The sequence below is a fragment of the Lysobacter yananisis genome (genome assembly GCF_031199375.1).
Taxonomy (GTDB): domain Bacteria; phylum Pseudomonadota; class Gammaproteobacteria; order Xanthomonadales; family Xanthomonadaceae; genus Lysobacter; species Lysobacter yananisis.
The window spans coordinates 5,430,679-5,448,947 of sequence record NZ_CP133568.1 but is presented as its reverse complement, the minus strand read 5'-3'; the positions used below and the strand labels follow the sequence as shown (position 1 = coordinate 5,448,947).

Annotated in this window: 16 protein-coding genes; 5 read left to right on the top strand and 11 right to left on the bottom strand. The window is 69.2% G+C overall.

The window, feature by feature from the left end:
- Positions 1–402 precede the first annotated feature (402 nt).
- The 3 genes from RDV84_RS22285 to RDV84_RS22275 form a co-directional block, all read right to left on the bottom strand.
- A complete protein-coding gene (locus tag RDV84_RS22285) occupies positions 403–831 on the bottom strand; it encodes a hypothetical protein (protein WP_309151641.1) in 429 nt (142 codons plus the stop codon).
- A gap of 191 nt (positions 832–1,022) precedes the next feature.
- Positions 1,023–1,388, bottom strand: a complete 366-nt coding sequence (locus RDV84_RS22280) for a hypothetical protein (RefSeq protein WP_057947178.1) — start codon at positions 1,386–1,388, stop codon at positions 1,023–1,025.
- Positions 1,389–1,536: 148 nt separating this feature from the next.
- On the bottom strand, positions 1,537–2,712 hold the full coding sequence (locus RDV84_RS22275; RefSeq protein ID WP_309151640.1) for a thiolase family protein: 1,176 nt from the start codon (positions 2,710–2,712) through the stop codon (positions 1,537–1,539).
- A 537-nt stretch (positions 2,713–3,249) separates the two neighbouring features.
- On the opposite strand from RDV84_RS22275, the gene RDV84_RS22270 reads away from it, so the two are divergent.
- Positions 3,250–6,057, top strand: a complete 2,808-nt coding sequence (locus RDV84_RS22270) for a S8 family serine peptidase (protein ID WP_309151639.1) — start codon at positions 3,250–3,252, stop codon at positions 6,055–6,057.
- A 250-nt stretch (positions 6,058–6,307) separates the two neighbouring features.
- Here RDV84_RS22270 and RDV84_RS22265 read toward each other — a convergent pair whose 3' ends face one another.
- The 7 genes from RDV84_RS22265 to RDV84_RS27030 form a co-directional block, all read right to left on the bottom strand.
- Positions 6,308–7,465, bottom strand: coding sequence for an isovaleryl-CoA dehydrogenase (locus tag RDV84_RS22265; protein ID WP_309151638.1), 1,158 nt, complete (start codon positions 7,463–7,465; stop codon positions 6,308–6,310).
- A gap of 1 nt (position 7,466) precedes the next feature.
- The gene (locus tag RDV84_RS22260; protein WP_309151637.1) at positions 7,467–8,231 is read right to left on the bottom strand and encodes a carbonic anhydrase; all 765 of its coding nucleotides are present in this window, start codon (positions 8,229–8,231) and stop codon (positions 7,467–7,469) included.
- 131 nt (positions 8,232–8,362) lie between these two features.
- Positions 8,363–9,466, bottom strand: coding sequence for a Glu/Leu/Phe/Val dehydrogenase dimerization domain-containing protein (locus RDV84_RS22255; protein ID WP_078996987.1), 1,104 nt, complete (start codon positions 9,464–9,466; stop codon positions 8,363–8,365).
- Between the two features lie 458 nt (positions 9,467–9,924).
- Positions 9,925–11,196, bottom strand: coding sequence for a 2OG-Fe(II) oxygenase (locus RDV84_RS22250; RefSeq protein WP_309151635.1), 1,272 nt, complete (start codon positions 11,194–11,196; stop codon positions 9,925–9,927).
- Between the two features lie 54 nt (positions 11,197–11,250).
- Positions 11,251–11,571: a hypothetical protein gene (locus RDV84_RS22245; protein WP_309151633.1), complete on the bottom strand. Its 321-nt coding sequence runs from the start codon at positions 11,569–11,571 to the stop codon at positions 11,251–11,253.
- A gap of 88 nt (positions 11,572–11,659) precedes the next feature.
- Complete coding sequence (locus RDV84_RS22240; protein ID WP_309151632.1) at positions 11,660–11,872, bottom strand: hypothetical protein; 213 nt, start codon at positions 11,870–11,872, stop codon at positions 11,660–11,662.
- The gene (locus tag RDV84_RS27030; RefSeq protein ID WP_425608184.1) at positions 11,856–11,972 is read right to left on the bottom strand and encodes a DUF6053 domain-containing protein; all 117 of its coding nucleotides are present in this window, start codon (positions 11,970–11,972) and stop codon (positions 11,856–11,858) included. Before RDV84_RS27030 ends, RDV84_RS22240 begins: the two co-directional genes overlap by 17 nt.
- Positions 11,973–12,174: 202 nt before the next feature.
- Here RDV84_RS27030 and RDV84_RS22235 point away from each other — a divergent pair, with 202 nt between their 5' ends.
- Positions 12,175–15,627, top strand: coding sequence for a methylmalonyl-CoA mutase family protein (locus tag RDV84_RS22235; protein ID WP_309151631.1), 3,453 nt, complete (start codon positions 12,175–12,177; stop codon positions 15,625–15,627).
- Positions 15,628–15,780: 153 nt separating this feature from the next.
- Here the strand turns inward: RDV84_RS22235 and RDV84_RS22230 are convergent, their stop codons facing one another.
- Positions 15,781–16,371: a hypothetical protein gene (locus RDV84_RS22230; protein ID WP_309151630.1), complete on the bottom strand. Its 591-nt coding sequence runs from the start codon at positions 16,369–16,371 to the stop codon at positions 15,781–15,783.
- 171 nt (positions 16,372–16,542) lie between these two features.
- On the opposite strand from RDV84_RS22230, the gene RDV84_RS22225 reads away from it, so the two are divergent.
- The 3 genes from RDV84_RS22225 to RDV84_RS22215 all read left to right on the top strand — a co-directional run bounded on the left by RDV84_RS22225 (position 16,543) and on the right by RDV84_RS22215 (position 18,224).
- Positions 16,543–16,971 (top strand): VOC family protein, encoded by a 429-nt coding sequence (locus RDV84_RS22225; RefSeq protein ID WP_309151629.1) that lies wholly within the window; start codon positions 16,543–16,545, stop codon positions 16,969–16,971.
- A gap of 160 nt (positions 16,972–17,131) precedes the next feature.
- Complete coding sequence (locus tag RDV84_RS22220; protein ID WP_309151628.1) at positions 17,132–17,521, top strand: hypothetical protein; 390 nt, start codon at positions 17,132–17,134, stop codon at positions 17,519–17,521.
- A gap of 145 nt (positions 17,522–17,666) precedes the next feature.
- On the top strand, positions 17,667–18,224 hold the full coding sequence (locus RDV84_RS22215) for a DUF3228 family protein (RefSeq protein ID WP_309151627.1): 558 nt from the start codon (positions 17,667–17,669) through the stop codon (positions 18,222–18,224).
- The last annotated feature ends 45 nt before the right edge of the window (positions 18,225–18,269 follow it).

Genomic DNA, 18,269 nt, shown 5'->3' with positions numbered 1-18,269 from the left:
CTGTGGGAGGGCCTGTTTTGTGGAAAGGGCTGTTTTGTGGGAGGGGCTTCAGCCCCGACGCTTTTGTTTCAGATAGCGGCGAACTGAAACAAAAGCGTCGGGGCTGAAGCCCCTCCCACAAAACCGGTCCGAGGCGAGCCAGACAAAACCGCCGAGCCACACCCATCATCGACTGAGCCCAGCCATCGGCCGACGCCATGCATCAGCCGGTGCCGACCATTAGCCGATGCCAACCATCAGCCGGCGCCAACCATCAGCCCGCGCCACTGCAAAGGACCGGTCGCCGCCGCGGCAAAGGACCGCAGCGGTCGCCGCAAAAGCGCGGCGTCCGCACCGCACTGCCACCGCAAAAAGAAAGGCCCGCACGAGGCGGGCCTTTCAGCGAACGAGAGCGCAAGCCGATTAGTGCTTGGCTTCTTCCTTCTTGGCTTCGGCGGCAGCGGCGTCGGCCTTGTCGGCGACCTTCTGCGCAGCGTCGGCGGTCGCGTTGGCGGCCTTGGCGGCAGCGTCGGCGGCGCCGGCAGCGGCGGCGTCGGTCGCGGCGGCGGCGGCATCGCCAGCCTTGGCGGCGGCGTCGCCAGCGGCGGCAGCGGCATCGGTGGCGGCACCGGCAGCGGGGTTGGCGGCGTCGGAAGCGGCAGCGGCGGCGGCGGTGGCGGCTTCCACGGGGGCGGCGGCGGCGGAATCAGCGGCCTTGGCGGCGTCGGCACCGGCCTGCTCGGCGGCGGCCGAGGCTTCGGCGGCGGCGTCCTTGGCTTCTTCGGTCTTCTGGGCGCAAGCCGACAGAGCCAGAACGGCGGCGGCGAGCAGGACGTAGAGATGGGTCTTCATGAGCTGTCTCCTGAGGAGTTGTCTGAGAAAAACGTCTGGGTGCATCTGTCAGGCAACGCCAGTGCTCGCAGCGGTCCGGCAAGCCGGCTTCGATCGTTCACTGACCTTACGGAAAAAGCCGCCGGATAACCGGCGGCTTTCCCGTTCGGCGCGGTTCCCCGCGCCGGAACTGCAGTATCGCTTGCGCGATATTACTTCTTGGCTTCTTCGGCCGGAGCAGCGGCGTCCTTGGCGGCGCCGGCAGCGTCCTTGGCAGCGTCGGCAGCGCCGGCAGCAGCGTCGGCGGCGGCGTCGGCAGCGGCCGGGGTCGCAGCGTTGGCAGCGGCGTCGGCCGAGGTGGCGGCGGCGTCGGCGGCGGTGGCAGCGGCGTCGGCCGAAGCAGCGGCGGCGTCGGCGGTGGCGGCGTCGCCAGCGGCAGCGGCGGTGTCAGCAGCGGCCTGGGCTTCGGTCGAAGCGGCAGCGGCGTCGGCGGAGGCTTCTTCGGCCTGCTTCTGGTTCGAGCAAGCGGCCAGGGCCAGGCCCAGAGCCAGGGCGATCAGCGCCTTGTTGAAGTTCATGATTCGGTTTCCTCGTCGTTTAGTTAGGCAACGCGCAAAAGCGCGCCGATAACATGATGACAAGCCGGTGACGTGTGTCAAGCGGCCTGCCGGTTTTTTTTGTGCAACGCGTTTTTAACCTTTTACCGCAGCCCGATTTTGCGCGGGCTCAGAGCAGTTCGATCGCGATCGCGGTCGCCTCGCCGCCGCCGATGCACAGCGACGCGACGCCGCGCTTGCCGCCGCGAATGCGCAAAGCGTTGATCAGCGTGACCACCAAACGGGCGCCGCTGGCGCCGATCGGATGGCCCAGCGCGACCGCGCCGCCGTGCACGTTGAGCTTGTCGTGGGCGATGCCGAGCTCGGTCATCGGCGCCATCGCGACCACCGAAAACGCTTCGTTGACCTCGAACAGATCGACGTCCCCGACCTTCCAGCCGGCCTTTTCGAGCACGTTTGAAATCGCTTTCACCGGCGCGGTGGTGAACCACTCCGGCGCCTGCGCGTGGCTGGCGTGGGCGACGATGCGCGCCAGCGGCTTGAGCCCGCGCGCGGCGGCTTCGTCGGCGCTCATCAGCGCGGTTGCGGCGGCGCCGTCGGAGATCTTCGACGAGGCCGCAGCGGTCAGCACGCCGTCCTTGCCGAACGCCGGACGCAGGGTCGGGATCTTGGCCACGTCGATCTTGGCCGGCTCTTCGTCGGCGTCGACGACGATGTCGCCCTTGCGGCCCTTGACCGTCACGGAAACGATTTCATCCTTGAAGTGGCCGGCCGACTGCGCGGCCTGCGCGCGCTTCACGCTCTCTTCGGAATAAGCGTCGATGGCGGCGCGATCGTAGCCGTACTTGGCGCAGGCGGCGTCGCCGAACACGCCCATGGCCTTGCCGTCGTACGGATTGGTCAGGCCGTCCCAGGCCATGTGGTCGAGGAACTCGGCGCTGCCGTAGCGGATGCCGGTGCGCGAGTTGTTGAGCAGGTGCGGGGCGTTGGTCATCGACTCCATGCCGCCGGCGACGACGACCTTGGCCGAGCCGGCCTGGATCAGGTCGTGGGCGAGCATGATCGCCTTCATGCCCGAACCGCAGACCTTGTTGATGGTGGTGCAGCCGGCGGCGGTCGGCAGGCCGGCGCCGAGCGCGGCCTGGCGCGCCGGGGCCTGGCCGAGGCCGGCCGGGAGCACGCAGCCCATGATGACTTCGTCGACCTGGTCGGCGGCCACGCCGGCCTGTTCCAGCGCGCCGGCGATCGCGGCGCTGCCCAGGGTCGGGGTCGGGACGCCGGTGAACTGGCCGAGGAAGGAACCGATGGCGGTGCGCTTGGCACCGACGATGACGACATCGCTCATGGCGGAACTCCGGAAAACTGTGGCGTGTGAGGGCCGGTGCCGGGCGGGGGCCGGGGACCGGAACCCCTCGATTATGCGGCGCCGTGTTGCGGTGCCGCAAATGTCCTTTCGGGCAGGGGAAAAGCGGGGTTTGGGATAACGAAAAACAAACGAATCGGCGCTGCGGACGGCTCGAAGCTGAACATTCCGCAGCCTCGCGGCCTGTTTTGCAGGGGGGACTTCAAGCCTTTGTGGGAGGGACTTCAGTCCCGACGCTTTCGTCTCAGCTAGCGGTGATCTGACCGAAAGGTGTCGGGACTGAAGTCCCTCCCACAAAAACCGGCCACGCCGTCGCGGCGACAGGGGCCGAGCCCGAACCGAGCTTCGCGCGTTTTTGCTTGCGCAGCGGCGGATTCGTTTGTCGGCCGCGCGGGTTTGCATTAAAACGAGCGGGTTCGGATTGAAAAGAACGTCGCGGCGCGAACGCCGCGGGGTTCGCGGCCGGCCGCTGGGGAGCGGCCACGTCTTCCCATTGATCCAGAGCGCTGGGGCCCACCGATGAAACGATTCGAACCTGCGATGCGGCGCAATACGCAATGGGCGCTGTGCGCGCTCGCGGTGGCGGTGTTGAGCGCCTGCGGCGGCGGCGGAGGCGGCGGCAACGTCCGCGAGCCCCCGCCGAGCACGCCGACCACGCCGCCCCCGACCACGCCGCCGAGCACGCCGCCGCCGCCGATCGGCGCGCACCTGGACCTGACCAACGCGCGCTCGGCGCAGGCGCTGGGCCTGACCGGGCAGGGCGTGCGCATCGGCGTGGTCGACAGCGGCGTGCGCCGCGACCATCCCGCGCTCAACGGCCGGGTCGGGCCGATGCTCGTCTACACCGATCCGCGCAGCAACAACCATCGCGTCGACGACGTGCTCGGCCACGGCACCTACGTCTCGCAGATCATCGCCGGCACCGCGGTCGGCGCCTGGCCGGGCGGCATCGCGCCGGGCGCGAACATCGTCTCCGCGCGCATCCTCGCCGACACCCGGCCCAGCGACGACGGCAGCGGCCAGGGCAACGAGGCGCGCGACAACGGCGGGCTCGACATCGTCAGCCGCGACCTCATGAACGCCGGCGTGCGGATCATGAACAACTCCTGGGGCGGCCTGTACTGGACCGGCGACAACGTCACCCGCAGCTTCATCGCCGCCTACCAGCCCTTCATCGACAACGGCGGACTGGTGGTGTTCGCCACCGGCAACGAATCCAAGCCGCAGCCGTCCGACAACGCCTCGCTGCCGAGCCAGGGCGCCGGCGCCCACGTGCTCGAACGCGGCTGGATCGCGGCGGCGGCGCTGGACACGCTCAACCCGACCCGGCTGGCGAGCTATTCCAACGCCTGCGGCATCGCCATGAACTACTGCCTGGTCGCGCCCGGCGACGTCCAGGCCACCGGCGTCAACGACGCGGTCGGCAACCCCAGCTACTGGGTGGTGCGCGGCACCTCGTTCGCCGCGCCGCAGGTGTCGGGCGCGGCGGCGCTGGTGTGGCAGGCGTTCCCGTACTTCAACAACGATCTGGTGCGGCAGGCGCTGCTCGGCAATGCCAAGGACCTCGGCGCGCCCGGCGTCGATCCGGTGTTCGGCCAGGGCCTGCTCGACGTCGGCGCGGCGGTGCGCGGCCTGCACCGGCTCGACTTCGGCGACGTGCGCGTCGCCTTCGACGGCACCTCGACCTGGAGCAACCCGCTCACCGGCGCCGGCGGCCTGAGCAAGGACGGCAGCGGCACGTTGCGCCTGGACAGCAGCAGCGCCCACACCTACACCGGCGCCACCGAAGTCGCCGGCGGCACCCTGCGGCTCAACGACGGCGGCAGCCTGGCCTCGCCGGTGACCGTGCGCGCGGGCGCGACCTTCGCCGGCGGCAGCGGCGCCAAGATCGCCAACCGCGTGGACAACCAGGGCGCGCTGCGGGTCGAAGGCGCGGGCTTGCGCATCGACGGCGACTACGCGCAAGCGGCGGCGGGGCAGTTGCAGTTCTTCGTCGGCTCGAAGCTCGACGTCGGCGGCGCGGCGACGCTCGCCGGCGATGCGCGCGTGCTCGGCCAACTGCCGGGCTACGTGCGCTCCAGCCGCGAAGTCTTCCTCAACGCCGGCAGCATCAACGGCCAGTTCGCCAGCCTGTCGACCGCGCCGGGCGTGTTCCTGACCGCGACGCTGGGCTACAGCGGCACCCAGGCCTGGCTCGACATCAGCGCCTTGAGCATCGCCGCGACGGCGCAGTCGCTGGGCATGGGCGCGGCCGACGTGGCGACGGCCACGCGCGTGGACGGCGCATTGGACGGGCTCGACGGCGGCGCGAGAGTGACCGCGCCGGGCGGCCCGCAGGCGTTTTCCGCCGCCGCCGGCGCGCTGCAGCGCTCGGCCACCGCGCAAGCGGCGCGGCGGTCGCTGGCCAGCCTCTCGGGCGAGCTGCACGGCGCCGATGCGGCGTTCGCGCTGATGGCGATCGAAGCCAACCGGCGCGCGCTGGAATCGCGCCTGGACGCGCAGTTCCTCGACAACGCGCGCAGCGGCGCCTGGAGCGGCCGCCTCGACGCGCAACGGGCGATGGCCGGGCGCCTGGACCTGGACGCGCGCGGCTGGATCGTCGGCCACGACCAGCGCGTTGGCCCTTGGAACCTGGGCGCGGCGTTGAGCCAGACCGACGGCGTCGCCTACAGCGGCGAGCGCCGCGACCGCGAGCGCAACCGCCAGACCGAAGGCCAGCTCTACGCCGCCTTCAACCGCGGCGACGCCTACGTGCTGGGGCGCGCCGCGTTCGGCCGGATGAGCCGCGACCTGCAGCGCGAAGTGCAACTGGGCGAGATGCGCTTCGGCACCGGCGCCGATTACGCCGAGCGCTACCTGAATCTCGGCGTCCAGGCCGGGCAACGACTGCGCGTCGGCGGCGGGGCGTTGACGCCCTACGTCGGCGCGCAAGCGTTGCGCCTGGATCGCAGCGGCTTCGAGGAAGCCGGCGCGGCCGGTTTCGGCCTCAGCGCCGGCGATTCCCGCCTCGGCGCGACCCAGTTGCTTGCCGGCGCGCGGCTGGAGCGGCAGTGGCGGCTGGGTTCGGCGCAGCTGAGCCTGAGCGGACGCGCGGAGTGGCAGCGCACCCTGGCGCAATCCGGGCGCTACATCGATGCGCGGTTCACCGGCATCGAGGCGTGGTCGCCGATCCTGGCCGACCCGTTCGCGCGCGAAGCCGGCGTGCTCGGGCTGAGCTTCAGCGCGCGGTTCGCGCGCGGCGGCGCGTTCGCGCTGGATTTCGACAACCGATACGAGTTCGGCCGGCAGTATCCGCGCGCGTTCGCGAGTTGGTCGCTGCCGTTCTGAGCGGTGGCCGTCGGTCGCGCCGGACGTCGCGGGTTCGTGGTCGCGGCTTGCGCCGCTCCTACAGGTAGATCGCGCAGCTTCGGACTCGCCCTGTAGGAGCGGCGCAAGCCGCGACCGCGAACCCCCAATCGCGACGAACCCCGGAAGCGCCCGCGATCACCCGGATTACGACTCGCCCGCCGCAACGAAAAACGGCGCCGTGTCGCCACGGCGGCGTTTGGATTTCCGACCTTCGCGACGTCCGCCGCGCTCAGCTTTTGCCGTCGAACAACTCGCGTCCGATCAGCATGCGCCGGATCTCGTTGGTGCCTGCGCCGATCGCATACAGCTTGGCGTCGCGCAGGATGCGGCCGGTCGGGTACTCGTTGATGTAGCCGTTGCCGCCGAGGGTCTGGATCGCTTCCAGCGCGACCTCGACCGCGGCGTCGGAGGCGTGCAGCAGGCACGAGGCGGCGTCGACGCGGCTCTTGTAGCCGGAGTCGAAGTCGCGCGCGACCTGGTAGGCGAACGCGCGGCTGGACTGCAGCGAGGTGTACATGTCGGCGATCTTGCCCTGCATCAGGCCGAAGGTGCCGATCGCCGCGTCGAACTGCTTGCGCTCGCGCACGTAGGGCAGGGCGATGTCCATCGCCGACTGCATCAGGCCGAGCGGGCCGCCGGTCAGCACCAGGCGCTCGGTGTTGAGGCCGCTCATCAGCACCTTGACGCCCTGGTTGACCTCGCCGACCACGTTCTCGGCCGGGATCTCGCAATTCTCGAACACCAGTTCGCAGGTGTTGGAGCCGCGCATGCCGAGCTTGTCGAGCTTCTGCGCGGTGCTGAAGCCATTCATGCCCTTCTCGACGATGAAGGCGGTCATGCACTTGCTGCCCGCGTCCTTGCCCGCCGTGCGCATGTACACCAGCAGCACGTCGGCCTCGGGGCCGTTGGTGATCCACATCTTGTTGCCGTTGGCGACCCACACGCCGTCGCGCAGCTCGGCGCGGCACGACATCGAGCCGACCACGTCGGAACCGGCGCCGGGCTCGCTCATCGCCAGCGCGCCCTTCCACTCGCCGCTGCACAGCTTGGGCAGGTACTTCGCGCGCTGCGCCTGGTTGCCGTTGGCGAACAGGTTGGACACGCACAGGTTGGAGTGCGCGCCGTAGGAGAGACCGACCGAGCCGGAGGCGCGCGAAATCTCTTCCATCGCCACCAGATGGGCCAGATAGCCCATCTCGCTGCCGCCGAACTCGCCCGGCACGGTCATGCCGAGCAGACCCATCTCGCCCAGCTTGGGCCACAGGTCCTGCGGGAACGCGTTGTCGTGGTCGATCTGCTCCGCGCGCGGAGCGATTTCGGCTTCGGCGAAACGGCGCACGGCATCGCGCAGCGCGTCGATCTCTTCACCCAGGGGAAAACTGCGCATATCAGCCCTCGTAACGAATCAGCGGCCGCCCATTGAGCGGTTGGATGTTGCGGTTGTTGCGGCGGTAGTGCGAAAGGAACCCGTCGATCTGCTGCTTCGACATGGTCACCGGCGCCGGCATCACGTACCACTCGACATTTTCCGTCAGCGGCGGGGTCGTTAGCGAGCCCAGGTAGTGGTAGTAGCCGTGCGATTTCGGAATCAGTCCCTCGATATCGATCTCGTGCTGGGCCGGCTTGGCTTTGCCGGGCCTGAGGTCGTCGAGGACTTCCTGCGCGACCGGATTGGCCTTGCCCTGTTCATACATCACCCCGACCACCGCCAGGCGGCCGTCCTGGGCCTTGAACACGAAGTGGCCTTCGAGCGGGAAATGCTTGCCGTCCAGGGTGTGTTCGCTCTGGGCGTGGAAGTGGAACTGGGCCAGCTTGAAGTGGCGGCCGCGGATGATCGCCTCGGTGGCGTGGGTGTCGACCTGGACCGCGTGGCCGTTGTCCTCGACCTTGTCGACGGCGCCGTGGGTGTGGCTGAACTCGATCGCGCCCGGTTCGGCCGGATCGGCCGCGAGCGCGCCGGCGGCGACGATGTCGATCGGCGACTGCGACTTGTCGTGCAGCGCCTGCCAGGCTTCCTGGCGGTCGTAGTCGTAGACCTCGTGGTGCCCGGCCGCGGCCGGTTTGGCCGGCGGTTCGGCGCGCGCGGCGAAGGCGGCGGCGAGGGCGAAGGACAGCACGGCAACGGCAGGCACGGCGAACTCGGACGAACGCATGGCTTGGCTCCAGGGCTGGCGGGACGATGTGGGGACGCTTCGCACGGCGGCACGTATCGCTAAACGCAGCGGCACGCGAAAACCCTACCGCGAATACGACGACGGGGCCGATGGCCCCGTCGAGGTGTGCTTCAGTGGCCGCTGCGGATGCGTCCGCGGAAGCTCGGGTTGGAGCGGCCGAGCGGCAGCTTGAGCTTGCCGATCGCGGTGATGCGCTCTTCCGCCAGACGGTCGGCGGCGGTGTAGGTCGGGATGCTGTCGCGCTCGGCGATCTCGAAGATGCGGCCGAGGTTGTGGTAGATCGTGCGCATCATGCGCATGGCGCGCTCGCGGTTGTAGCCGTCGAGCTCCAGCGCCACGTTCATCACGCCGCCGGCGTTGACCGCGTAGTCCGGCGCGTACAGGATGCCGCGCTTGGCCACTTCGTCGCCGATGGCGTTGTTGGCCAGCTGGTTGTTGGCGGCGCCGCAGATGATCTTGGCCTTCAGGCGCGGCAGGGTCTGCTCGTTGACGGTGCCGCCCAGCGCGCACGGCGAGTACACGTCGGCGTTGACGTCGTAGATCTCGTCCAGGCCGACCGCTTCGGCGCCGTACTCGGACACGGCCTTGTCGACCAGGCCCTTGTTGATGTCGGTGACGAAGATCTTCGCGCCGCGCTCCTTGAGCAGCTTCACGAACTCCATGCCGACATGGCCCAGGCCCTGCACGGCGTAGCTGTACTTGCCGACTTCCTCGTCGCCGAAGCGCTTGTTCAGCGCCGCCATCAGGCCCTGCAGGGTGCCGTAGGCGGTGAACGGCGAGGGATCGCCCGAACCGCCGTGGACCTGGTGCACGCCGGTGACGTACTCGGTCTCGCGGTACACGTATTCCATGTCGTTGACGTCGATGCCGACGTCCTCGGCGGTGATGTAGCGGCCGCCCAGCGAATCGACGAACTTGCCGAACGCGCGGAACAGCGCCTCGGACTTGTCGGCGGACGGATCGCCGATGATGACCGCCTTGCCGCCGCCGATGTTGAGGCCGGCGACCGCGTTCTTGTAGGTCATGCCGCGGCTCAGGCGCAGCACGTCGTTGAGCGCGTCCTGCTCGGTCTTGTACGGCCACATGCGCAGGCCACCCAGGGCCGGGCCGAGCACGGTGTTGTGAATCGCGATGATGGCCTTCAGGCCGGCGTCCTTGTTATGGCAGAACACGACCTGCTCATGGCCGAAGGTGTCGAGGGTTTCGAAAATCATCGGGTGCTCCGAACCGGGCGGGTTGCGCGGCGCTGGCGCGAGCGCGGTTACGCCTGGCTGTGGGTTAAGTCGTTGAAGTGGAAAGAAATCGCCTGTGCGGCGGCGGATCGTTCGGCCGGCGCAGGGCCGCTAGTCTAAAGCAATCGGGCAATACGGCTAGGTATGCCTGCCCGGTCGCGGGGGGATGCGCGGGCGAGTGCGCGGGCGGTTTGCCGGGCTTGCCGTTTGGCTCGATCCAAAAGCGCGGCGCGCGCCCGCGCGAGGCGGCGACGGCGGGATTCGACGGGTGCGGCGCAGGCTGAATGCGATGGTGAAAACGCATCGCACGGCGCGGCAGGCGCCAGCGACCGGCGCGCGTGGCGACGCGAGGAACGCGTAACGTGCGGCGGCGACGCAGCGATGCGCAACGCGCGCCGCAATCCCGCTGGCGAAGGCCGCCTAAATCCGGCGCGACCCAATCAGAACGCGCGATACGGCCGCTCGCGCAGCCACAGCGTCGCCAGCCATTTTTCTCCGGCCAGCACCGGCGTGCCCGCGTGCAGCGATGCCGGTTCCGGCCGGCCGTCGGCGTCGAGATTGTCGAACACCAGCGCGCGCCCGGCCTGCGGCGTCACCGCCAGCGCGGCGTGCGGAAACTCGGTGGCGCCGCCGGCCTCGACCGCGTTGAGATAGACGCAGACCGTGCGCAGGCGGTCGCCGGCCTGCGGCCGGTCGCGCGCCTGCGCCTGCGGCGACAGATAGTCGCGATGCGGGCGATAAGCCTGGCCCGGCGCGTAGCGCAGCACGGTGAGGTGTTCGCCATGAACCAGGTCGAGACCGGCCGCGCGCGCCATCCGCCACTGCGCCAGGCGCAGCGCGAGGTCTTCGCCGGCCGGGTCCAGGCTGGCATCGCTGCTGTCGCGCAAGGCGTTGGGAACGGCGCGGCCGCTGCGTTCGTCCACGGTCTGCGACGGCCGCAGCGACGGCTGCGCCTGCGCCACCAGCAACCGGCATTCGTCGGCCGACAACAGCGCATCGGCCTGGGCCACGCGCGGATGCGCCGACAGCGGCGCCAGCGCGACCGGCTGCGCCGCATCGGCGAGCGAAACGGCATCGGCCGGTGCGGCATCGCGTTGCGCCGGCGCGCCGACCGCGATCGGCGGCAATTCGATCCGGGCGCCGTGCGCGCGCAACTGCCCGATCAACTCCGCCGCCGCCTGCGGTTGCGGCGCGCAGCCTTCGCCGCGCAGCAAGCGCTCGGCCAGCAGCCGCGCCGCGATCGCGTCGCCGCGCGCGGACGCGCGTTCGAGCAGTTGCAGGCAGGCGTTCTGCGCCGCCTCGTCGTCGTGGCGGCGGCCGAACAGCAACGCCGCCGCGCGCAATGCCGGCGGATACTCGGCGCGCACGGCGGCGAGCAAGCGGCGATCGTGCTCGGCGGCCGCAAAATCGCCGCGGCCGACCGCCATCAGCGCGATGAAATAGCCGGCGACGGCCGAGCCCGCGCGTTCGGCTTGGTCCAACGCCGCGTGCGCTGCGGACAGGTCGGTATCGCCGCCGATGCCGTGCATCGCCATGCGCGCGAACTCGATCCGCGCCTCGGCCAATCCTTGAGCCGCCGCGCGCGCATACGCCGCGCGCGCCGGTTCGGCGGCGCCGCGGCGCAGCAGCGCGGTCGCCCATCGATACAGATCCGGCGCCGCGCCGCCTTCGGCGTTGCGGCGCAGGCCGGCGAGTTCGGAGTCGTCTGTCATCGGCGGCAGCCTAGCCGAGCCCCGCGCGCGCGGCCAGCGCTCGCCGCGACGGCGTCAGTAGCGGCGCACCCAACGGCCGGTGTGGAAGCGCCAAGCCGGTCCGTTCGAGACCCAGCGCGGCGCGGTGTAGGCGTAACCCGGTCGCGCGACCACATAGCTGCCGCCGATCCAGACATGGCGGCGGCCGTTCCAGCGCCAATAACCCGGCGTCCACACATAGCCCGGACGCACCCGCACCCGCTCGTAGCGCGGCGGCGGCGGAGCCACGCGCACGTCCACATCGACATACGCGCGCGCCTGCGCTTGCGGCGCGTGCGCGCCCATCAGCGCCGCCAGGCCCATCGCCGCCGCCACCATCAAAGGACGCATTGCCATGATCGTTCTCCTCGCATCGGCGGCCACCCGCCGGTTACCGCTGGCAACGCTGCGCATGCGCGGCTGTTGACGGCGCAGGCGAACGCATTCAGGGATACGCGGGATTGCTGAAGGCCGGCTTGCCGAAACGAACCGTCGCGCCGCGCATGTTGCGCCCGCACACGCTGACGGCAATGCCGGCAAACTCCCTTGTAGGCGCGGCGCGAGCCGCGACCGCGGGCTGGCCGTTCGCCTCGCGGGCTTTCTTCGCAGTCGTGATGTCGCGGTCGCGGCTCGCGCCGCTCCTACAGGGAGGTTTCATCGGCGGCGCGGGCGTGTGTGGGAGGGCCTTCAGGCCCGACGCTGTCGTTTCGGATCGCGGCGATCCGGTCGGAGAGCGTCGGGCCTGAAGGCCCTCCCACAAAAACGCTTGCAGCCGGCCGCCGCCCCACTTGCGACCCACTCGCCAATCCGCGTGCCGCCGCACCGCCGCCGTCCTATTGACGCCGGTCGCCCGACTCCGCTAGCGCCGCGCCTCCCTACGCCCCCGCACGCGCCCGGCAAACCGGGGCCGCGCGCACAGAGCTACAATACGAGCAGACCGTCCAGCGTATCGAGATGCCCATGAGCACCACCGCCGCGAACCTCCCCGCCGCCCAGCCCGACGCGACCCCGCTGCGCTTCGTCACCGCCGCCAGCCTGTTCGACGGCCACGACGCCGCGATCAACATCATGCGCCGGCTGATCCAGGGGCAGGGCGCCGAAGTCGTCCACCTCGGCCACAACCGCTCGGTCGAAGACGTGGTCCGCGCGGCGCTGCAGGAAGACGCCGACGGCATCGCCCTGTCGAGCTACCAGGGCGGCCACGTCGAATACTTCAAGTACATGGTCGACATGCTCAAGGAGCGCGGCGCCGGCCACATCCGCGTGTTCGGCGGCGGCGGCGGCACGATCACGCCGGAAGAGATCCGCGAACTGCAGGCCTACGGCGTCGAGCGCATCTACCACCCGAACGACGGCATGCACATGGGCCTGGTGGCGATGATCGAAGACGTGGTGCGCCGCGCCAGCGACGCGCGCCTGCCGACCGAGTCGAGCCCGCAAGTCTCCAGCATCGGCGACGAAATCAGCATCGGCCGCACCCTCAGCGCGATCGAAGAAGGCGCGTTCGACGAAACCCAGCTCGCCCACCTGCGCAAGCAGTGGCAACTGGCCGGCGGCAAGACCCCGGTGGTCGGCATCACCGGCACCGGCGGCGCCGGCAAGTCGTCGGTGACCGACGAACTGCTGAACCGCTTCCTCGCCAACTTCCCCGACATGCGCATGGCGGTGATCTCGGTCGACCCGACCCGCCGCCGCACCGGCGGCGCTTTGCTCGGCGACCGCATCCGCATGAACTCGCTGCGCAGCCACCGCGTCTACATGCGCTCGATGGCGACGCGCCGGCAGAACTCGGCCACCAACACGGTGCTGAAGGACTGCATCGGCTACCTGCGCAGCCTCGGCTACGACCTGGTGATCGTCGAAACCGCCGGCATCGGCCAGAGCGATTCGGAGATCGTCGACCTGGTCGACTTCCCGATGTACGTCATGACCAGCGACTTCGGCGCGCCGAGCCAGCTGGAAAAGATCGACATGCTCGACTACGCCGAACTGGTCGTGCTCAACAAGTTCGACAAGCGCGGCGCCGAGGACGCCCTGCGCGACGTGCGCAAGCAGTGGAAGCGCAACCGCGTCGCGTTCCAGACCCCGGACGAGGACGTCCCGGTCTACCCGACCATCGCCAGCCAGTTCAACGACCCCGGCGTCAGCTGGATGTTCGCCAACCTGTGCCGCCTGCTGCGCGAAAAGTTGTCGCTGCCGGCCGACAAGTGGACGCCCGACGTCAACACCGACCTCAAGGAACCGCGCGCGACCGTGCTGATTCCCGGCGCGCGCGTGCGTTACCTGGCCGAGATCGCCGAACAGGGGCGCTCGATCAACAAGCAGATCGAAACCCAGTCCGAGATCGCCGACCGCGCCCAGTCGTATTGGCAGTCGCTGCACGACCTCGAAGACCCGCAGTTGCCTAAGGCGCTCGACCTCTACAACGGCGAAGCGCTGCTGCCCGAAGCCCCGTCGGCCGACCGCACCCTGCTGACCCTGCGCCAACGCTACAACGACGCCGTCCAATCGCTGACCTCCGACGCCCTGAAGCTGCTGCGCGACTGGCCCGCGCGGCTGAAGTCGATCACCGACGAAGTCAACGAATACAAGGTCCGCGACAAGGTCATCCGGGTCGAGAACTATCGCGAATCGCTGAGCCACCAGCAGATCCCGAAGATCGCCGCGCCCACCTACAAGAGCTGGGGCGAGCTGCTGACCTTCCTGCAGAAGGAAAACCTGCCGGGCTATTACCCCTACACCGGCGGCGTCTACCCGTACCGCCGCACCGGCGAAGACCCGATCCGCATGTTCGCCGGCGAGGGCACCCCGGAGCGCACCAACCGCCGCTTCCATTACCTGTCCGTCGGCCAGCCGGCCGCGCGCCTGTCGACCGCGTTCGACAGCGTCACCCTGTACGGCGAAGACCCGGCCGTGCGCCCGGACATCTTCGGCAAGATCGGCAACTCCGGCGTCAACATCGCCTCGCTCGACGACATGAAGAAGCTCTACTCCGGCTTCGACCTGTGCGCGCCGAGCACCTCGGTGTCGATGACCATCAACGGCCCCGCGCCGATCATCCTGGCGATGTTCATGAACACCGCCGTCGACCAGCAGGTCGAGAAATACTTGCGCGAAGACCAGGCCCGCTGGGACGCCGCCCACGACAAGATCGAAGCGCTGTTCGAAGGCCGCAAGCGCCCCGAATACAGCGGCCTGCTGCCGGAGACCAACGATGGCCTCGGCCTCGGGCTGCTCGGCGTCACCGGCGACCAGATCGTCGACGCCGAAACCTACCAGAAGATCCGCGACAAGACCCTGGCCACCGTGCGCGGCACCGTCCAGGCCGACATCCTCAAGGAGGACCAGGCCCAGAACACCTGCATCTTCAGCACCGAGTTCGCCCTGCGCATGATGGGCGACATCCAGCAGTTCTTCGTCGACAAGAACGTGCGCAACTTCTACTCGGTGTCGATCAGCGGCTACCACATCGCCGAAGCCGGCGCGAACCCGATCAGCCAGCTCGCCTTCACCCTGTCCAACGGCTTCACCATCGTCGAGTACTACCTCGCCCGCGGGATGAAGATCGACGACTTCGCCCCGAACCTGTCGTTCTTCTTCTCCAACGGCATGGACCCGGAGTACACCGTCATCGGCCGCGTCGCCCGCCGCATCTGGGCCCGCGCCATGCGCGAGCGCTACGGCGCCGACCCGCGCAGCCAGATGATGAAGTACCACATCCAGACCTCGGGCCGCTCGCTGCACGCCCAGGAAATCCAGTTCAACGACATCCGCACCACCTTGCAGGCCCTGTACGCGCTGTTCGACAACTGCAACAGCCTGCACACCAACGCCTACGACGAAGCCATCACCACGCCGACCGAGGAAAGCGTGCGCCGCGCGGTCGCGATCCAGATGATCATCAACAAGGAGCTGGGGCTGAACTTCAACGAGAACCCCTGGCAGGGCAGTTTCATCGTCGACAAGCTCACCGACATCGTCGAAGAGGCCGTGTACAAGGAATTCGAGGCGATCAGCGAACGCGGCGGCGTGCTCGGCGCGATGGACACCATGTACCAGCGCGGCAAGATCCAGGAAGAGAGCCTCTACTACGAACACAAGAAGCACGACGGCTCGCTGCCGCTGGTCGGCGTCAACACCTTCCTGCCGAAGGACCACGGCGGCGACATCGTCACCGAGATCGAACTGATCCGTTCGACCGAAGGCGAGAAGGGCCAGCAGATCGACAACGTGCAGGCCTACCAGGCCGGCCGCAACGGCTACGCCGCCGAAGGCCTGCGTGGCCTGCAGGCCGCCGCGCGCGAACGCCGCAACGTGTTCGCCAGCCTGATGGAGGCGGTGAAGACCCACAGCCTCGGGCAGATCAGCCACGCGCTGTACGACGTGGGCGGCGAGTACCGGCGCAACATGTAAGCGGGCTGCCCGCCGAATATGGAAAGCCCCGCTTCGGCGGGGCTTTTTTCATGCATCGTTCGATTGTTCCGTCAGATTTGGCTCCGGCTTCGTCGCAGCGAGGCGGAAGCCGGCGCGGCCGGGGCTCGTGCCGCGCAGGCCGCGAGATGGCGATCAGCGGCTATCGGGAACGCGCGGCAACGGCGGCGCGGGCGGCGAATCCATCGGAATTTGCGGCAGCTCCGTTTCGTGCGCGATCGTCACCCGCGTGATCCGCGGCGCGTCGTATTGATTGCTCACGCTGATCCGCTCCGGGCCGCGTTCGATCGTCCAATACTCGTGCGAAAAGCGCGAATGCGGACTGGCCGGCGTGGGCACCGCCTGCGGCCAGAACTTCCTGACGAACGCCATGTTCGGCGGTCCCGGCTCGGCCAGATCGATACTGAGCAGGCAATCGCGCGCCCGGCGCTTGCTGCAACGCAACTCGACCTCCTTGATCCGCAGGCCGGCGAAGCGTCCGCTTTCCGCCTTGTACGCAAGGGTGTACTCGTTCTCCCAGTCCGGAACCAAGCGCGCCGACAAGGTGTTCTCGACGAAAGGCTTGCTCCAGTACGCGCCGGCCGCCAGCGAATCGATCGCCTGCTTGAACGCCGCCCCCGCGTCGGCGGCCGCGGCGGCGCCGCTTCCGGCCCAAAGCGCCAAGCCCACGCCAAACGTGAGCCAGGCCCGCCCGCTGCCGTCGCCGCGTCCGCGGCGGTGATGCATCGACACCATGTTCGCTCCAGCTCGTCCGTGACTCGGTGGCGCGAATGTATCGCCGGCTTCGCATCCGGAGCAAGCCGAGGACGCGGCCGCCGGTCGGCGCGTTGTCGGTGCGAACGACGGCTTGTAGATTGGAGTCCCACCTCGGAGGTTGCAGCGATGGCGCTCAAGCGGATGGACAACGTAGGCATCGTCGTCGAAGACCTCGGCGCCGCGGTCGAATTCTTTCGCGAACTCGGCCTGGAACTCGAAGGCCGGGCGACGGTGGAAGGCGAATGGGCCGGCCGCGTCACCGGCCTGGGCGACCAGCGCGTCGAGATCGCGATGATGCGCACGCCCGATGGCCATAGCCGACTGGAACTGTCGCGTTTCATCGAGCCGAAGGTGATCGCCGACCACCGCGACGCCCCGGTCAACGCGCTGGGCTACCTGCGGGTCATGTTCGCGGTGGACGATCTGGCCGATACGCTGGAGCGGCTGCGGCCGCACGGCGCGCAGGTGGTCGGCGAAGTGGTCGATTACCAGGACGTGTACCAGCTGTGTTACATCCGCGGGCCGGAGGGCATCTTGATCGGGCTGGCGCAGGAACTCGCCCCCGCCTAAGCGCAGCGACGGCCGCCGCGCGAAGCGATGAGCCGGATCGCGGCCGGATTCCGAGTGAAGGAGCAGGGCGCCGACCTGCAACGCGGAGCGTTGCCGGCGGCGGCCCATCGCGGCCTCGCGGCCGCGACATCGCCCGATCCGAACTCAAGGAGTCCCAACGATGAAGCTCCCGCTCCTCGCCGGTTTGACCGTTCTCGGCGTCCTGCTCGCCGTCGCCGCCCCCGCGACCGCCGGCCGCGCCATCAACTACCCCGTCACCATCGCCTCCGGTGTCGCCTACGGCTCGATGCTGTCCGCCCGCCGCAGCGCCGACACCGTCCAGTACATCGGCTGCAGCCTCAACTCGCCCGACGCCACCCACACCGTGCGCTACGCCCAATGCGACGCCGTCAACGCCCAAGGCCGGCGCCTGATCTGCGACACCACCGACGCCGGCATGATCGCCACCGTGCAATCCATCGGCGCCTACCACTACATCCTGTTCCGCGTCGACGCCCAAGGCCGCTGCACCGCCGTCAACACCTGGATCTCCTCCGACACCTTGCCCTGAGCGCCGGCCCGGCCGGCCGCCCCACCAGGCCCCGCTCCGGCGGGGCTTTGTCGTTTCGGGCCGGGACCATCGGCGCCGCTGTCCCCCGGCCTCCCCATACGCCGTACCCATTCCCCGGCGCCCGCGACGTCGGAATAATCCCCCCATGACCATCATCCTCACCGACTTCGCCCGCCCGCGCCTGTTCCCGCGCGAACCGCGCCGCAACACCATCCAGGACATCACCGCCGAAGAATTCGAACGCCACCTCAACGAAGTGCCGCCGCTGATGGTGCTCGACGGGTACGCGCCGTTTTGCAAGCTGCATGTGCACCGCAACTGGACCAGCACGCGGTGTCTGGCGGTGCCGATCACCGACCAGAACCGGCACCTGCTGTGCAGCGGCTACGACGCGCGCACGAAGGACGAACTGCCGGTACTGACGCGCTGGTTCGAAAACATCGACCCGCCGGTGGCGGAGTACCTCATCGTCATCCTCTACAGCCGCGAACAACTGGCCAAGGAAGGCACCGTCACCGACGCCGACTGGGGCCTGGTTGGCTGCATGTACACCGCCGAGCCGATGGAAACACCGATGGCGCCGATTACGATGATGCGCAACGCGCTCGGGGTGGAGGAGGGCGGGTCGGGCGTGCTGTTGGATCGCGAGGCCTACCGGCGCAGCGTCGAGTTTTGGAGTGCGCACGCGAACTGGCGTGGCTGATGAGCCGCCGCGGCGGGCCTGTTCCGTCGCGCGGGCGTTACAAAT

Excerpts from the sequence above, each read along its gene's own strand:
- RDV84_RS22260 (WP_309151637.1), bottom strand. The coding sequence starts at position 8,231 with ATGCGTTCGTCCGAGTTCGCCGTGCCTGCCGTTGCCGTGCTGTCCTTC.
- RDV84_RS22285 (WP_309151641.1), bottom strand. The coding sequence starts at position 831 with ATGAAGACCCATCTCTACGTCCTGCTCGCCGCCGCCGTTCTGGCTCTG.
- RDV84_RS22275 (WP_309151640.1), bottom strand. The coding sequence starts at position 2,712 with ATGAGCGATGTCGTCATCGTCGGTGCCAAGCGCACCGCCATCGGTTCC.
- RDV84_RS22255 (WP_078996987.1), bottom strand. The coding sequence starts at position 9,466 with ATGATTTTCGAAACCCTCGACACCTTCGGCCATGAGCAGGTCGTGTTC.
- RDV84_RS22235 (WP_309151631.1), top strand. The coding sequence starts at position 12,175 with ATGAGCACCACCGCCGCGAACCTCCCCGCCGCCCAGCCCGACGCGACC.
- RDV84_RS22270 (WP_309151639.1), top strand. The coding sequence starts at position 3,250 with ATGAAACGATTCGAACCTGCGATGCGGCGCAATACGCAATGGGCGCTG.
- RDV84_RS22215 (WP_309151627.1), top strand. The coding sequence starts at position 17,667 with ATGACCATCATCCTCACCGACTTCGCCCGCCCGCGCCTGTTCCCGCGC.
- RDV84_RS22240 (WP_309151632.1), bottom strand. The coding sequence starts at position 11,872 with ATGAAACCTCCCTGTAGGAGCGGCGCGAGCCGCGACCGCGACATCACG.
- RDV84_RS22250 (WP_309151635.1), bottom strand. The coding sequence starts at position 11,196 with ATGACAGACGACTCCGAACTCGCCGGCCTGCGCCGCAACGCCGAAGGC.
- RDV84_RS22230 (WP_309151630.1), bottom strand. The coding sequence starts at position 16,371 with ATGCATCACCGCCGCGGACGCGGCGACGGCAGCGGGCGGGCCTGGCTC.
- RDV84_RS22280 (WP_057947178.1), bottom strand. The coding sequence starts at position 1,388 with ATGAACTTCAACAAGGCGCTGATCGCCCTGGCTCTGGGCCTGGCCCTG.
- RDV84_RS22265 (WP_309151638.1), bottom strand. The coding sequence starts at position 7,465 with ATGCGCAGTTTTCCCCTGGGTGAAGAGATCGACGCGCTGCGCGATGCC.
- RDV84_RS22225 (WP_309151629.1), top strand. The coding sequence starts at position 16,543 with ATGGACAACGTAGGCATCGTCGTCGAAGACCTCGGCGCCGCGGTCGAA.
- RDV84_RS22245 (WP_309151633.1), bottom strand. The coding sequence starts at position 11,571 with ATGGCAATGCGTCCTTTGATGGTGGCGGCGGCGATGGGCCTGGCGGCG.
- RDV84_RS22220 (WP_309151628.1), top strand. The coding sequence starts at position 17,132 with ATGAAGCTCCCGCTCCTCGCCGGTTTGACCGTTCTCGGCGTCCTGCTC.